16 protein-coding genes are annotated in these 14,369 nt (G+C 46.5%); 13 read left to right on the top strand and 3 right to left on the bottom strand.

Annotated elements, in window-relative coordinates; genetic code table 11:
* Positions 1–2: 2 nt before the first annotated feature.
* The 3 genes from HY807_03120 to HY807_03110 all read right to left on the bottom strand — a co-directional run bounded on the left by HY807_03120 (position 3) and on the right by HY807_03110 (position 2,443).
* Positions 3–335 carry a serine kinase gene (locus HY807_03120; GenBank protein MBI4825399.1) on the bottom strand — a complete coding sequence of 111 codons (333 nt, stop codon included), beginning with the start codon at positions 333–335 and terminating at the stop codon, positions 3–5.
* The gene (locus tag HY807_03115; GenBank protein MBI4825398.1) at positions 332–766 is read right to left on the bottom strand and encodes an anti-sigma regulatory factor; all 435 of its coding nucleotides are present in this window, start codon (positions 764–766) and stop codon (positions 332–334) included. The genes HY807_03120 and HY807_03115 overlap by 4 nt, the downstream gene beginning before the upstream one ends.
* Positions 767–847: 81 nt before the next feature.
* Complete coding sequence (locus HY807_03110) at positions 848–2,443, bottom strand: HAMP domain-containing protein (GenBank protein ID MBI4825397.1); 1,596 nt, start codon at positions 2,441–2,443, stop codon at positions 848–850.
* Positions 2,444–2,716: 273 nt separating this feature from the next.
* On the opposite strand from HY807_03110, the gene HY807_03105 reads away from it, so the two are divergent.
* From HY807_03105 to HY807_03045, 13 genes are all read left to right on the top strand, one after another.
* Positions 2,717–4,087, top strand: coding sequence for a DUF3696 domain-containing protein (locus HY807_03105; GenBank protein ID MBI4825396.1), 1,371 nt, complete (start codon positions 2,717–2,719; stop codon positions 4,085–4,087).
* On the top strand, positions 4,088–4,588 hold the full coding sequence (locus HY807_03100) for a hypothetical protein (GenBank protein MBI4825395.1): 501 nt from the start codon (positions 4,088–4,090) through the stop codon (positions 4,586–4,588). It begins immediately after the preceding gene.
* 301 nt (positions 4,589–4,889) lie between these two features.
* Positions 4,890–5,261, top strand: coding sequence for an NADH-quinone oxidoreductase subunit A (ndhC, locus tag HY807_03095; GenBank protein ID MBI4825394.1), 372 nt, complete (start codon positions 4,890–4,892; stop codon positions 5,259–5,261).
* Complete coding sequence (locus HY807_03090; GenBank protein MBI4825393.1) at positions 5,231–5,788, top strand: NADH-quinone oxidoreductase subunit B; 558 nt, start codon at positions 5,231–5,233, stop codon at positions 5,786–5,788. The genes ndhC and HY807_03090 overlap by 31 nt, the downstream gene beginning before the upstream one ends.
* A gap of 17 nt (positions 5,789–5,805) precedes the next feature.
* Positions 5,806–6,345 carry an NADH-quinone oxidoreductase subunit C gene (locus HY807_03085; GenBank protein ID MBI4825392.1) on the top strand — a complete coding sequence of 180 codons (540 nt, stop codon included), beginning with the start codon at positions 5,806–5,808 and terminating at the stop codon, positions 6,343–6,345.
* A 40-nt stretch (positions 6,346–6,385) separates the two neighbouring features.
* A complete protein-coding gene (locus HY807_03080) occupies positions 6,386–7,591 on the top strand; it encodes an NADH-quinone oxidoreductase subunit D (GenBank protein MBI4825391.1) in 1,206 nt (401 codons plus the stop codon).
* A 170-nt stretch (positions 7,592–7,761) separates the two neighbouring features.
* Positions 7,762–8,505 carry a tetratricopeptide repeat protein gene (locus tag HY807_03075; protein MBI4825390.1) on the top strand — a complete coding sequence of 248 codons (744 nt, stop codon included), beginning with the start codon at positions 7,762–7,764 and terminating at the stop codon, positions 8,503–8,505.
* 29 nt (positions 8,506–8,534) lie between these two features.
* Entirely contained in the window at positions 8,535–9,506 is a 972-nt protein-coding gene (gene nuoH, locus HY807_03070; protein MBI4825389.1) for an NADH-quinone oxidoreductase subunit NuoH, read from the top strand.
* Entirely contained in the window at positions 9,503–10,051 is a 549-nt protein-coding gene (locus HY807_03065) for an NADH-quinone oxidoreductase subunit I (GenBank protein ID MBI4825388.1), read from the top strand. The genes nuoH and HY807_03065 overlap by 4 nt, the downstream gene beginning before the upstream one ends.
* Positions 10,048–10,563, top strand: a complete 516-nt coding sequence (locus HY807_03060; protein ID MBI4825387.1) for an NADH-quinone oxidoreductase subunit J — start codon at positions 10,048–10,050, stop codon at positions 10,561–10,563. Before HY807_03065 ends, HY807_03060 begins: the two co-directional genes overlap by 4 nt.
* 9 nt (positions 10,564–10,572) lie before the next feature.
* Positions 10,573–10,875, top strand: a complete 303-nt coding sequence (nuoK, locus tag HY807_03055) for an NADH-quinone oxidoreductase subunit NuoK (GenBank protein MBI4825386.1) — start codon at positions 10,573–10,575, stop codon at positions 10,873–10,875.
* A 24-nt stretch (positions 10,876–10,899) separates the two neighbouring features.
* On the top strand, positions 10,900–12,816 hold the full coding sequence (nuoL, locus tag HY807_03050) for an NADH-quinone oxidoreductase subunit L (GenBank protein MBI4825385.1): 1,917 nt from the start codon (positions 10,900–10,902) through the stop codon (positions 12,814–12,816).
* 11 nt (positions 12,817–12,827) lie between these two features.
* Entirely contained in the window at positions 12,828–14,357 is a 1,530-nt protein-coding gene (locus HY807_03045; protein MBI4825384.1) for an NADH-quinone oxidoreductase subunit M, read from the top strand.
* Positions 14,358–14,369: the final 12 nt, after the last annotated feature.

Here is a 14,369-nt window from a genome sequence, read left to right as displayed (position 1 = left end):
TGTCACATGATCATCTTGTATATTTTGCCTGCGACCTCGAATGCGGAAAGGCTGCTCGACAGAATCGTGACCTTCTCTGCCCCGGCCCTTTTCAGCGTCTCATCATCAACCTCCCTTCCGTTGACGACTATGATGCCAGAAAGGTTCTTAAGGTTTGCCACAGCCAGGATATTGGTATGGGCCTGTATCGTTATCCAGATATCTCCTTTTTTGCTGTTTGCCATCACATCAGAGAGCATGTCGCTGATGTAGCAGCCTGATACCTCTCTGCTTGTGCCCTCGTTATACGTCAGAACTTTCAGTGAAAGCTCCTCAGCCAGATCAGCCAGTTTCATTTTTTATCTCCTTTGTTTTTATCAAGGTTTATTATTATTTCAAGGCTTGTCCCTTCGCCTGCGACAGAATCAATTTTAAACTCATCGGAATTTTTCTTTATATTGGGAAGTCCCATGCCCGCCCCCCATCCCATCTTCCTTACCCAGTCAGGGGCTGTGGAATAACCTTCCTTCATTGCCAGTTCAATATCCTTTATGCCCGGCCCCATGTCTTCAATGACTATCCTGAGCTTATCAGGAGTAATATAGTAACGAAGCCATCCGGCTGCGGCGTGGATGATAACGTTCATCTCTGCCTCAAAGGCAGCGGTGCATGCCCTGCTCACAATATCTTCATGCAGTTCCAGCGCGATGAGCTCTCTTTTTAGCTGCATGGATACCTCGCTTGCCCTGCTGAAGTCACCGCCGATTATCTGGCATGAGTTCTCGATCGCCTTGTCAGCCCGGCATTGCTTTTCAGGTTTTTTATCTTCTTTCAAGGTTTCCTTTCATAACAACAGATATTTTCCGCATCATGCTTTCTCAAAATAAGGCAGCCTGACAAAAAAACTTGTTCCCTTGCCGGGCGTGCTGGAGACGTTAATATGTCCGCCAAGGTGTTTGACTATGCCGTGGCTTACGGAAAGGCCGAGGCCGGTGCCGTGCTCATCGGATTTGGTCGTAAAAAATGGTTCAAAGAGCTTAGGCATATCCTCATCCTTAATGCCTGTCCCGGTGTCAGTGAATTCTATCTCAGCGTAAGGATTGCCGCTTTCTGTGACTTTTCGTGTCGCAACAATTATCTCACCTTTTTCCGACATCGCATCCGAAGCATTCATGAGCATATTGAGGCATATCTGCTGAAGCTGGCTTGTAACGCCCTGTGTTATAAGTTCCCCTTCTGCAAAACTTGTATTAAATTTAATATGTTGAAACTTCTCTCCATTCCGCACCATCAAAAGCGTCTGCTGCACAATACGGTTCACATCTATCGCCTCTTTCCCCGGGGCTGTGGCGCGCGCAAATGTCTGAAGATTTTTTATTATTTCAGAGCATTTTTCAGCCTGCCCGATCATTACGTCAAGTTCTTTCGCCTCGGAGGTGTCATCAGGGAAGCGGCCTTTCATGAGACGCGCCTGTGTTATGACTTCTGTCAGGGGGACGGCAATCTCATGGGCAACTCCTGCCGACATCCTGCCGAGAGAGGCGAGTTTTTCAGTCTGCATCAGCCCTGCTTGAGCCCTCTGTATCGCCTCGGTCTTCTTGGCTATCTCCGCCTCAAGCGTTTTAGTCCATGAGATCCTCTGGTCTTTTGCCGCCTTCAGATCCTTGAGCATGGCGTTGAAAGTGCTTGCCAGCATGCCTATCTCATCAATGGAATTTATCTGCGCCGAATAATCAAGATCGCCCGTGGCAACATGCTCCATGCCTTTTGAAAGTTCATTAACTGGATGTGTAACTATTTTATAGTTGATTATGCCGAGGAACAATGATATCGCCAGAACAAAGATAAGGATATAAGCCGTAAGCGCGAGCCCCTGTTTAAAAAGCGCTTCGTCAAGCAGAGCCAGAGATATGTCAGCTTCAATGAAGCCTAATATCTTCTGCTCCTGCGGATGCACATGGCAGGCAGCGGTATAGCAGGAGAGTTCATTGTTTATCGTGTCAACAAGCTTTAATGTTGTTACTCCTTCCGTACTTTTGTAGAAATCCCATTTTTTAGGCTTTGGTAAAAGCATCGATGGTTTTGCAGTATCCAGATGGCATCCTGTGCAGGTTATTGAATCCCTGCTGACTGAAGCGCCGACATCATTTTTATTGGAGGAATAAGATATGTTGCCGGAATGGCCGAATATCCTTACCCTTTCAACACCTTGAGCAGTGTTTATATCTTCGAGCGTCTCCTGGATCGCATCTTTGTGAAGAGTGAGCATGCTGTAGCGTGTGCTCCTCTTTATAAAATCAGTAAAAGAGTTCCCGTACTCAACCGCGATCGACATGACATCTTTCTGCTGCTTAAGGAAGATGGCGAACCAGAAAATAAAGCTCAGTATTACGATAAGCAGGCCTGTGGCGATGATGAGTTTCGCGGCAATGGACCTTTTCGGATGAAGGAATATATTACGCATGGCTGTGATCCTTTCAAAAGGCTGTTCAGCAGACAGATGAGATCATAAAGTTTTTTTGATTATACAATTTTCTCTTTATTTTGGAAAATCTATTCTGTTCCCACTTTTGTATGTCTGGAGTATAATAGGGCAATCGTTAAAAGGGAAGAGTTTATTGATTCAGAATAATTAATCATCATCAGAGATTGCGATTATGGAGGGGAGTGGTGACAAAAAATAGAAGTTGTGACAGAATAAATGCATTCTTAAAAGTTTCCTTCAGAGGGTACGGATATGATAACTAAAATGTTTCTTCAAAATTTTAAATCATGGGAAAAAACTGGAGACTTCCGGCTGGCACCTCTGACGGGGTTATTTGGCACTAATAGTTCAGGCAAAACCAGTCTTCTACAACTCCTCCTCATGCTCAAGCAAACAGCTGAGTCGTCTGATAGATCTCAAGTACTTAATCTTGGTGATGATCGAAGCCTTGTAGAACTCGGAACATTTAAGGATGTTTTATATAACCATTCCAAAGAAGCAGTTTTGAAATTTGGCATGGATTGGAACCTTAAAGAACAACTTCAAGTTAAAGATCCAGAACATAAAAACCTGATAATGTTCGAGGATAATAAAATAGAGTTTCAATCTGAGATAGAAGAACATGGCGGAGGACGGCTTTCAATTCATAAGTTAATGTATAGATTTGCCGAAAATTTATTTACAATGAAACGTACAGCCAAGAAAGATGAATATGACTTGTTATCTGAAAAGGATTCAGATCAGTCAAAATTTAGATTTTGGAGGGTTACCGGAAGGGTTTGGAAACTTCCTCCTCCTATTAAGTGCTATGGATTTCCAGATCAAGTTAAAGCCTATTATCAGAATGCTGGCTTTTTATCTGATTTTCAGCTTGCGTTTGAGGATCTTTTTTCAAATATCTACTATCTCGGGCCTCTTCGTGAATATCCAAAGAGGCAATACACCTGGGCAGGCGCTTATCCTGCTGATATGGGTCGTCGTGGCGAGAAAGTTATAGACGCTATTTTAGCAGCTCGTCAAGGGGGGAAAAAAATCCCACGAGGACATGGGAGAAAAGGATTTACATTGGAGGAATATGTAGCACATTGGTTGAAGGAATTGAATCTGATTCACAGCTTTAAAGTAGAACCAATTACTCCAGAAAGTAATCTTTACAGAGTTAAAGTGAAAAGAACTTCGGATAGTGCAGAGGTCTTAATAACCGATGTTGGATTCGGAGTTTCTCAGATTCTCCCGGTTCTGACTATATGCTACTATGTGCCGGAAGGCTCGATAATACTTTTGGAACAGCCCGAGATTCATCTACACCCTGCAGTTCAGGCAGGGTTAGCTGATGTCTTTATTGATGCTATTAAAAACAGAAAAGTGCAAATTATACTTGAGAGCCACAGTGAACATTTATTAAGAAGGTTACAAAGAAGAATTGCAGAACAACAGATTTCAAACGAGGACAGTGCCCTTTATTTTTGTGAGATGCGAAATGGGAAATCTAAACTGACTCATCTCCCATTAGATCTTTTTGGTCATATGGAAAATTGGCCGGAAGGATTTTTTGGGGATGAATTCGGCGAGATAGCAGCTATGCAAAAAGCAATTATGGAAAGAAAAATGAAGAAGGCATAAATGAAAGCTGTTGTGGTTGATACAAATGTTATTGTGGTTGCCAATCAGAGGTCGGATCATTCCGATGATGCCTGTATCGTCGCATGTATAGATGCTTTACAAAAAGCAAGAGAGAAACAAAAAGTTGTAATTGATTCTGGCGGGTTGTTCTTCGATGAATATTTCAGATATGCCAATCGCTCAGGACAATCTCTTTCAGGGGATGTTTTTGTAAAATGGTTATGGGATAATCAAGCTAACTCTAAACGATGTGAAAGTGTTGAGATAACGCCATGCGACACTGATACATATGATTTTAAAGAATTTCCAAATGATCCGGCATTAACTGGTTTTGACCCTTCTGATAAAAAATTTGTTGCTGTCGCTTTTGCAAGCAAATATAAACCTAAAATTCTTAATGCAACTGATTCTGGCTGGTGGCATTTTCAAAGCCATCTATCGCAACACGGAATTTTAGTTAAATTCCTTTGTTCTCATCTAATGAGGCTGAGAAAAGGTTAAAGCATATACTTCCCCCACTAATATCCAGCAAAAACTTCGCAAGTTCGCTGAAGCCAGCAACTGGGGCCAGTTTCACAGCCCTAAAAATCTCTCGATGGTGCTTGCAGACTATTGATTATTGTGACTCTGACCATTTTCCTGACGTCAAGAAAATGGTCGATATCGGATCAGGACAAGTTGTTAACTCTATAAGACCAGCATGCTGGATCATATATACATAAATAAGTTATTCAAAACTATTAATAAGCATGCTTAATAATTGTTGACATGGTGCTGTATTTTATGTATTAATCAATCTGTTATGCCAGGAACTTATATCCCATCACATTACCTGCCAGTAATCGCGACGCTTCTTTTTTCTGTGCTCGTGGGCTTGGGAGCAATAATAGCCGGGCTCTTTGTGAGGCCCAGGAGGCCTTATGCCCAGAAGCTGGAACCGTATGAATCCGGCAACCTTCCAGTAGGCGAGCCGAGGTACAGGTTCTCTGTCAAATTCTATATCGTCGCAATGCTCTTTGTGGTCTTTGATGTTGAGGCGGTCTTTCTCTACCCGTGGGCGGTTTCTTACGACAATCTCGGAATGTTCGGCTTTGTCGAGATGATGATATTTATTTTTATTCTATTGGTCGGATACGCATATGCATGGAAGAAAGGAGCTCTTACTTGGGAATAATTGATGAGGATGTTTCCGGCAAGCCTGATCTCATAGAGGTTGAGGAAGGCATAAGGGTGATCCCCGGTTCAAATGTATTCATTCTGACGCTGGACAAGGTGGTCAACTGGGGCAGGAAGTCATCCATATGGCCGATGACATTCGGGCTTGCTTGCTGCGGCATTGAGATGATGTCTGCGGGCTCAAGCCATTATGACCTTGACCGCTTCGGTATCATTTTCCGCGCATCTCCGAGGCAGGCAGACCTTATGATAGTTGCCGGAACGGTAACAAAGAAGATGGCCCCTGTCGTCAGAAGGGTATATGACCAGATGCCTGAGCCGAGATATGTAATGGCGATGGGAAGCTGCGCATGTTCAGGCGGGATATTCAACACCTATGCCGTTGTTCAGGGGTGCGATTGCTTCCTGCCTGTTGATGTATATGTTCCGGGATGCCCGCCGAGGCCTGAGGCTCTGATGGAAGGACTGATAAAGCTTCAGGAGAAGATAGAGAAGGAGCATTTCAGATGGAGCCCCTGGAGATAAGCGGATTACATTGAATTATGGAACCATTAGAGATAGCTGAAAAATTAAAGCAGGCATTCATCAGCGAGGTCGTTGATATATCAGAGTTCAGGGGGCAGGTCTCTGTAACGGTCAAGCGGGAGAGGTTACTTGATATCTGCCATTTTTTAAAGGTGGATCCTGATATAAAAATGGACTACCTTGCCGACCTTTGCGGAGTCGACTATCCTGAGAGAAGATTCCGTTTTGAGGTTGTATATAACCTTTACTCATTGACGCACCGCCACCAGATCAGGATAAAGGCGCTTCTGCCCAGCGATGCCCCGACCATAGAGAGCGTCATCCGGATATGGAAAGGCGCGGGCTGGCATGAGAGGGAGGCTTATGATATGTTCGGCATAATCTTCAACAACCACCCTGACCTGAGGCGCATTCTTATGCCTGAGGAATGGGAAGGCCACCCTTTAAGGAAAGATTATCCTCTTAAAGGTTCTGAAACATGGGAATATCAGGATTACGAGGAAGCGCAGGTTCTGCATACAAGTGACGATGAATGGAACATCGGCAGCAGTTCTTAAAGATATATTTTAATAGCGGCTCTTTGCCGTGAAACATACTATGGGAAATAAGAGCGGACAGGGAAACAGCAGGGTAAAAACAGAAGAGCTTACGCTCAATATGGGGCCTCAGCATCCTGCAACCCACGGCGTTCTGAGGCTTGTGCTCGACCTTGACGGTGAGACCGTTGTGAAGTGCACGCCGCATATCGGATATCTTCACAGGGGAGTGGAAAAGCTCTCTGAGAATTCGACTTATCTTCAGGTATTGCCGCTTACTGACCGTTTGGACTATATCTCTTCCATGGCGAATAACATTGGGTACTGCACGGCGGTAGAGAGGCTTTTCGAGATAGAGGTGCCGGAAAGGGCGCTGTATATAAGGACGCTCACCGGAGAGATGGCGCGCATATTGAGCCATCTCCTCTGGCTTGCCACACATGCCCTTGATATAGGCGCGATGACCGTCTTTCTCTACTGCTTCAGGGAGAGGGAGAAGCTTGTCGACCTTTTTGAGAGGCTCTGCGGCGCGAGGCTCACGGTTACCTATCCGAGGATAGGCGGCGTCAAGAGCGATGTGGATGACGAGTGGCTGGATGACCTTTATAAATTTACGGAAGAGTTTCCCACAAGGGTTTTGGAGTACGAGACCCTCATAGATAAGAACAGGATATGGCTCAAGAGGACAAAAGGCATAGGCGTCATATCTGCTGAAGATGCTGTTGACTGGGGGCTCAGCGGGCCCACCCTCAGGGGTTCCGGTGTTGCCTATGATGTCAGAAAGTTTATGCCTTACGGCGTCTATGATAAACTCACATGGGAAGTGCCTGTCGGAAAGAACGGCGACATATATGACCGTTACCGTGTCAGGATGGAGGAACTGCGCCAGTCCAATTCGATAATAAGACAGTGTATCGACGGGATGCCTGCTGGCCCCATTCTGGCTGACGAACCCAAGTTCGTGCTCCCTGCAAAAGAGAAGGTGCTTGAGGATATGGAGCACATGGTCCATCAGTTCATTCTTATGACGAAAGGGCCTCAGACAGCGCCTAAAGGCGAGATATATGTCGCAACAGAGGCGCCCAAGGGCGAACTCGGATTTTATATTGTAAGCGACGGGACAGGGAAGCCTTACAGGATGAGGGTGAGGGCGCCGTCCTTTGTGCATGTATCGGTCCTGCCGAAACTGTGCGAGGGCAACCTTGTCGCGGATGTTATAGCGAATATCGGTTCCATAGATATAGTTCTTGGTGAATGTGACAGATAATTTATTTAATTTCTTCCGGTTTAAGGGGGAAACAGGAACAATAAAATGGATAGCGAGCGTAGACCCTGTTCCGATACAGGGTCAAGCAGCGAATATAAAAACAATAATTCATTAACATTAAGATTCCCCGTTGCTTGCTGAGGGGAGTCTTTAAAAGGAGATGAAAATAAATGTTATGTAAAAAGTGCGGCACAGGCAACCAGGAAGACAGCAAGTTCTGCAAGGACTGCGGCAGCCGTATGGAAAAGTCCATCGAAGGTTATATAGCAAGCGCGCTCATGTACCGCCGCCGCGGCGGCCCTGCATCTCTCGGCCTCGCTGTCATCGAGATGGACGAGGCGCTTAAGCTTGACCCTGAGGACGCCGAAGCGAATTACTTTATGGGCAAGTTCATGTATGACGGCGGCTTTGTTGAGGATGCCATAGAATATTACGACAAGGCGCTTAAGTCAGAGCCGAAGTGGGCTGATGCTTATTTTGCCAAGGGCATGGCGTATTACCGTATGTGCAGCATAGACAAGGCTATCGAGACATTTGAGAAGGTCATAGAGATCAATCCCGAGTATGTCGGGGCTTATTATTTTGCCGGCATTACCTATTACCATAAAGGAAGAATGGGCAAGGCTATTGAGAACTTCAAAGAGGTCGTGCGCAGGGACCCGAAATACGCGGTTGCTTATTATCACCTCGGCAGGTCGTACACGAAAAAGAACCTTATGAAGGAGGCTATCAAGGCGTTTGAGAGCGTTATAGCCATTAATCCGACAGATGCCGATACCTTCTTTCATCTTGGGTTCTCTTACGCAAAGAGCGGGATGACCGACAAGGCCATAAAGACGCTTGAGAAGGCGGTTGACCTTGACCCCAATGATGAGAACTCAAGAAGGCTTCTCATGGAACTGATGATGATGTAGTGGGAAGTGAATAAAAATACATTGACTATATGATTGAATTCGCGATACTTATCTTAAAGATAGCTGTGTTAATCGGTGTTGTTCTGCTGCATGTTGCCTATGTCGTTTATTTTGAGCGCAAGGTCATAGGGCATATGCAGGCTCGCATGGGCCCCATGCGGGTAGGGTGGCATGGCCTGCTTCAGCCGATAGCCGACGGCATTAAGCTGTTTTTTAAAGAGGATATTATTCCGGCGCAAGCTGATAAGCCGATATTTTACATTGCGCCTGTCCTGGGTGTTGTGGCTGCGCTGGCATCCTTTGCGGTGATACCATTCTGGGAGAAGTTCTCCGTGGTGAACCTTGATATCGGCCTTCTCTATATACTTGCGCTTTCATCTGTCGGCTCATACAGCATCATCCTTGCCGGCTGGGCATCTAATTCAAAATACTCTTTCCTGGGCGGTCTGAGGTCTTCAGCACAGGTCATAAGCTATGAGATAGCCATGGGGCTCAGCCTCGTAGGCGTCATGATGTTTGCGGGCAGCGCCGACCTGAAACAGATCGTCACCGCGCAGCATAGCCTGCCATTTATCTTTCTGCAGCCCATAGCCTTCTTCGTTTTTGTCATGGCTGCCATTGCTGAGACGAACAGGGCGCCGTTTGATATGCCTGAGGCAGAGACAGAGCTGGTTGCCGGTTACGCGACCGAGTACAGTGGGATGCGTTTCGGCCTCTTCTTTATGGCTGAATACGCCGGTATGTTCGTAATGTCATCTTTAGCTGCCGTATGTTTCTTAGGCGGATGGAGCGGGCCTGATTTCTGGATCTTCGCGCATGTGCCGAAAGCGGTATGGTTCCTCCTGAAGGTATATGCTTTTATATTCTTCTATTTCTGGATACGGGCTACGCTTCCGAGATACAGGTATGACCAGCTCATGAATTTAGGCTGGAAGCTCTTTATACCTTTAGCCCTTGCAAATATTGTGATCACAGCATTTATTAAACTGTTATGGGTATGACATTTAAAGAACTGTTACGAAAAGTATTCTTCATAGAGATCCTCGGCGGGCTCGCCCTTACAATGAAGGAGCTTTTTACGCCTGCGGTCACAAGGCAGTACCCGAAGGTGAAGAGGGTTCCTTTCCCGGGTGCGAGAGCCCTGCACGCGCTTGTCAGAAGCGATGTGACAGGCAAGGCGAAATGCGTCGGCTGCGGCCTCTGCGCTGCTGTCTGTCCGTCTAAATGTATCCACATCTACACAAGCGACGGCGAGGACCATATAAAGGTCGTTAACAGGTATGAGATAGATGTGCTCAGGTGCGTCTTCTGCGCTTTCTGTGTTGAGGCATGTCCTTTCGGAGCTATCGCGCTTACAGACCACTTTGAGTATTCAGGCTACACAAGAGAGGAGTTCTACTATACAAAGGAACGCCTGCTGGAGAATTGGGATAAATATATGGCTGGAGACAAGGGCAAAGTTTATTTTGAGAAGTTCTGGGGGCCGAAGTCAGCGGACATCGCTCACAAGGCAGTTGAAAAGATAGCAGCCGGAGGAGGGGTATGACACTTCCGCAGATATTCTTCGCATATTTCGCAGTAACGCTTACACTCCTTTCCATACTTGTTGTTACAAGAAGGAACCCGGTTCACGGTGTTATGTGGATGCTCATACTCTTTATTCATATTGCAGGGCTTTACCTTTTTCTTAATGCCGAATTTCTTGCCGCCATTCAGATAATAGTATATGCGGGTGCCATCCTTGTGCTATACCTCTTTGTCGTCATGCTTCTTAACCTGAGAAAGATAGAGAAGGAGAGAAAGTTTCAGAGCATCTGGATAGTCGGCCTGCTTGTATCCGTTGGCTTTATTGTCTTATTGCTGCCTGTGCTGAGCGGGTTTGCGGTATATCCTGAACTTGGCGAGTATTCTATAGAGAAGATCACGGCGGATGGGCATATAAAGGTCATAGGGGATATTTTATTTACAAAGTTCCTGCTGCCGTTTGAGATAGCATCGCTGATATTGCTTGTCTCTATAATCGGGGCAGTTGTCTTATCAAAGAGGAAACTTGATTAGGAGGTGTCAGTGGTACCTTTAAGCTGGTATGTAATGTTGAGCGCTGTGCTGTTCAGTATCGGTATCTTCGGTTTTCTGGTCAGGCGCAACCTTATAATGATCTTTCTGTCCATGGAGCTGATGCTTAACTCGGTTAATATCAGTTTTGCGGCTTTCAGCCATTACCTTCAGTCCATGACAGGACAGGTGATGGTATTTTTTGTAATTACCGTCGCAGCGGCAGAGGCGGCTATAGGGCTTGCCATACTGATAGTATTTTACAAGAACAACCCGACGCTCAATTCTGATGAGATAAATTTATTAAAGGGATGAAAATAAGAGTTAGAAACTGACCATATGAAATATATTTTAATCCCATTACTTCCGCTGGCTGCTTTTATAATCAATATCCTCTTCGGCGGCAGGATAAGAGACAAGGCGCACTGGATAGCTGTGCCTGCTGTGGTTGGATCATTTTTGCTTGCGGTATCGGCATTTTTTGATGTCAGTTCAGGGCAGGTTATCAGGATTGAAGTATATAAATGGCTCGTATCAGGCAGCTTCAGCGTTCCTATCGGTTTTCTCATAGACCAGCTCTCAGCCATAATGCTTCTTGTCGTTACCTCGATAAGCTCTCTGGTCTTTATATATTCCATAGGATACATGCATGGCGATAAAGGATACTCAAGATACTTCGCATATTTATGCCTCTTTGTGTTTTCAATGCTCATGCTTGTTATGGCGAACAACTTCATACTCCTCTATTTCGGATGGGAGGCGGTCGGGCTATGCTCATATCTTCTGATAGGCTTCTGGTATGAAAAGAGCTCTGCTGCAAACGCAGGCAAGAAGGCGTTCATTGTGAACAGGTTCGGCGATTTTGGTTTCGGGCTCGGCGTGATACTGATATTTCTCACCTTTGGAAGCATTGAATACATGCAGGTCTTCAGCGGCGCGGGCTCTGTTATCGGACAGACGGTAAACCTATTCGGCCATCAGGTCGATACTGTTACGCTTATATGTCTTCTCCTGTTTTGCGGAGCTATGGGAAAATCCGCGCAGATGCCTCTTCATGTCTGGCTGCCTGACGCTATGGAAGGGCCGACGCCTGTCTCTGCTTTGATACATGCGGCCACTATGGTCACAGCAGGTGTTTATCTCGTTGCGCGCTGTAACCCGCTCTTCAGCCTGTCGCCCGCAGCGATGACGACCGTTGCGGTTGTCGGAGGGGCCACCGCGATATTCGCTGCATCAATAGGGCTTGTCCAGAATGATATAAAGCGTGTTATCGCGTATTCAACCATCAGCCAGTTGGGGTATATGTTCCTCGCGCTTGGCGTCGGGGCTTATACCGCCGGTATCTTCCACCTTTATACTCACGCCTACTTTAAGGCATTACTTTTTCTTGGTTCAGGCAGCGTTATTCACGCGATGGGCAATGAGATGGACATGCGGAAGATGGGCGGACTGAAAAAATATATGCCGGTCACCTACTGGACATTTATAATCGCCTCGCTCAGCATATCAGGCATACCGGGCCTGTCGGGATTTTTCAGCAAGGATGAGATATTATGGAGAGCGTATATTTCCGGCGGGGATATGGGCAAGTTCCTCTGGATACTCGCAACCGTCGCGGCCTTTATGACAGCCTTTTATTCATTCAGGCTTATATTCCTCACCTTCCACGGTGAGTTCCGGGGAACAGAAGAGCAGAAGCACCACCTTCATGAATCACCCGCAGTCATGACCGTTCCGCTGATGCTGCTTGCGGCCGGCGCGGTCGCAGCCGGATGGGTGGGCATTCCTCCGCTTTTGCTTGAGCACGGGGATAAGATAGGAGAGTTCCTTGCGCCGGTACTCGGGCACCCTGCAGGTGAAGGCTCCCATAGTGACGAAATCATGATCATGAGCGCTTCTGTAATTATCAGCATCGCCGGGATCGTGACCGCGATACTTTTTTATATTTCAAAGACAGGCCTGCCTCAGAAGTTCGCAGAGGCATTTAAGCCTGTCTACACATTGCTCTATAACAAATACTGGGTGGATGAGCTTTATGCCAAAACAATTGTAAACCCGCTCATCAAGGCGTCTGACAGAATAATACTCGGTTTCTTTGACATCAGGCTTATAGAGGGAGTAGTCAACGGCGTTCCAAGCCTCATCGGGTCATTCAGCCGGGGACTGCGCAAGATGCAGACAGGCCTTATATCATCTTACGCGTTTATGATGGCAGCCGGAGTGCTGATAATAATCGGAATGATGTTTTTTTTCTAAAAGGACGATAGATGCAGGAAATATACTTTCAATCTGAATATCCTATCTTGAGCTTCATGGTCTTCCTCCCTCTGATAGGGGCGGCGGCGCTTCTTTTCATGAGCAACGCCAGGGCTGTGAGGTGGACAAGCCTTATTGTCACAGCAGGCGTTATGTTCATATCGATCCCGGTACTGACCGGTTTTGACAAGACTTCATACCTTATGCAGTTCGGCGAGAGATATGAGTGGATACCTTCGTGGGGCATAAGCTACTTTATCGGAATTGACGGCATCAGCATACTATTTGTCTTTCTCACTATCCTGCTGAGCATACTCTCGGTGCTTGTATCCTGGAAGTCAGTCCAGGCAAAGGTCAAGGAATTCCATATCGCGTTGCTCCTGCTTGAGACAGCCGTGCTCGGGGTCTTTGTATCTCTTGACTTCTTCCTCTTTTATCTCTTCTGGGAGATGATGCTTATACCGATGTTCATACTTATCGGTGTATGGGGCGGCAGCAACAGGATATATGCGGCTGTCAAGTTCTTTCTCTTCACCCTTGTCGGCAGCGTGCTTATGCTTGTCGGCATTGTGGTGCTTTATTTTTACGCCGGCGGGACACTGAACATCCTTGCGCTCAGCGATATGAATATGCCCGTCCGCCTTCAATACTGGCTCTTCCTTGCTTTCTTTGCCGCCTTTGCGGTGAAGGTTCCGATGTTCCCTTTCCATACGTGGCTTCCTGACGCTCACACAGAGGCGCCCACAGCCGGCAGCGTCATACTTGCAGGGGTGCTGATAAAGATGGGAGCATATGGCTTCCTGAGGTTCTCCATGCCTATGTTCCCTGCGGCTACCGAATATTTCGCGCCATTCCTTATGATATTATCTGTCATTGCTATCATCTACGGCGCACTTGTCTGTTTTGCACAGAAGGACCTCAAACGGCTCATCGCGTATTCAAGCGTCAGTCACATGGGCTTTGTCACACTCGGGCTCTTCGCGCTGAACACTCAGGGCGTTGAGGGCGGGATACTCCAGATGCTGAATCACGGAATTATCACCGGCGCGCTCTTTTTGATGGTCGGCATGATCTATGAGAGGACGCATACGAGGCAGATATCTGATTACGGCGGGTTTGCAAAGCTCGTCCCGTGGTACGCAGGCATATTCATGATATTCACATTCGCATCAATAGGCCTGCCTTCTACCAACGGCTTTATAGGAGAATTCCTCATAATACTGGGGGCGTTCACTGAAAATAATACCTACGGAATACTTGCGGCAACCGGAATTATTCTCGGCGCGGGATATATGCTGTGGCTGTATCAGAGGATATTCTTCGGAAAAGTGGTGGAGGGCATATCTGTTTCCGACCTTGACTTCAGGGAGGTCATTATACTGCTTCCGTTGATATTGCTCGTCTTCTGGATAGGGCTGTATCCCAACCTCTTCCTCGGCTATATGCATGCTTCCGTACAGCATATGTTAAGAGGGATAGAGATAAATAACACGGCAGGGTTTATGCTCGACTACATGCAATGGTTATCAGGAGGCAACTGATTTGTTCAATAT

The organism is Nitrospirota bacterium (genome assembly GCA_016207885.1).
GTDB lineage: Bacteria > Nitrospirota > Thermodesulfovibrionia > UBA6902 > UBA6902 > JACQZG01.
Note: the sequence above shows the minus strand (reverse complement) of the source record. Positions and strands in the feature narration are given on the sequence as shown.

Excerpts from the sequence above, each read along its gene's own strand:
- HY807_03120 (MBI4825399.1), bottom strand. The coding sequence starts at position 335 with ATGAAACTGGCTGATCTGGCTGAGGAGCTTTCACTGAAAGTTCTGACG.
- HY807_03110 (MBI4825397.1), bottom strand. The coding sequence starts at position 2,443 with ATGCGTAATATATTCCTTCATCCGAAAAGGTCCATTGCCGCGAAACTC.
- HY807_03105 (MBI4825396.1), top strand. The coding sequence starts at position 2,717 with ATGATAACTAAAATGTTTCTTCAAAATTTTAAATCATGGGAAAAAACT.
- HY807_03100 (MBI4825395.1), top strand. The coding sequence starts at position 4,088 with ATGAAAGCTGTTGTGGTTGATACAAATGTTATTGTGGTTGCCAATCAG.
- ndhC (MBI4825394.1), top strand. The coding sequence starts at position 4,890 with ATGCCAGGAACTTATATCCCATCACATTACCTGCCAGTAATCGCGACG.
- HY807_03090 (MBI4825393.1), top strand. The coding sequence starts at position 5,231 with ATGGAAGAAAGGAGCTCTTACTTGGGAATAATTGATGAGGATGTTTCC.
- HY807_03085 (MBI4825392.1), top strand. The coding sequence starts at position 5,806 with ATGGAACCATTAGAGATAGCTGAAAAATTAAAGCAGGCATTCATCAGC.
- HY807_03080 (MBI4825391.1), top strand. The coding sequence starts at position 6,386 with ATGGGAAATAAGAGCGGACAGGGAAACAGCAGGGTAAAAACAGAAGAG.
- HY807_03075 (MBI4825390.1), top strand. The coding sequence starts at position 7,762 with ATGTTATGTAAAAAGTGCGGCACAGGCAACCAGGAAGACAGCAAGTTC.
- nuoH (MBI4825389.1), top strand. The coding sequence starts at position 8,535 with ATGATTGAATTCGCGATACTTATCTTAAAGATAGCTGTGTTAATCGGT.
- HY807_03065 (MBI4825388.1), top strand. The coding sequence starts at position 9,503 with ATGACATTTAAAGAACTGTTACGAAAAGTATTCTTCATAGAGATCCTC.
- HY807_03060 (MBI4825387.1), top strand. The coding sequence starts at position 10,048 with ATGACACTTCCGCAGATATTCTTCGCATATTTCGCAGTAACGCTTACA.
- nuoL (MBI4825385.1), top strand. The coding sequence starts at position 10,900 with ATGAAATATATTTTAATCCCATTACTTCCGCTGGCTGCTTTTATAATC.
- HY807_03045 (MBI4825384.1), top strand. The coding sequence starts at position 12,828 with ATGCAGGAAATATACTTTCAATCTGAATATCCTATCTTGAGCTTCATG.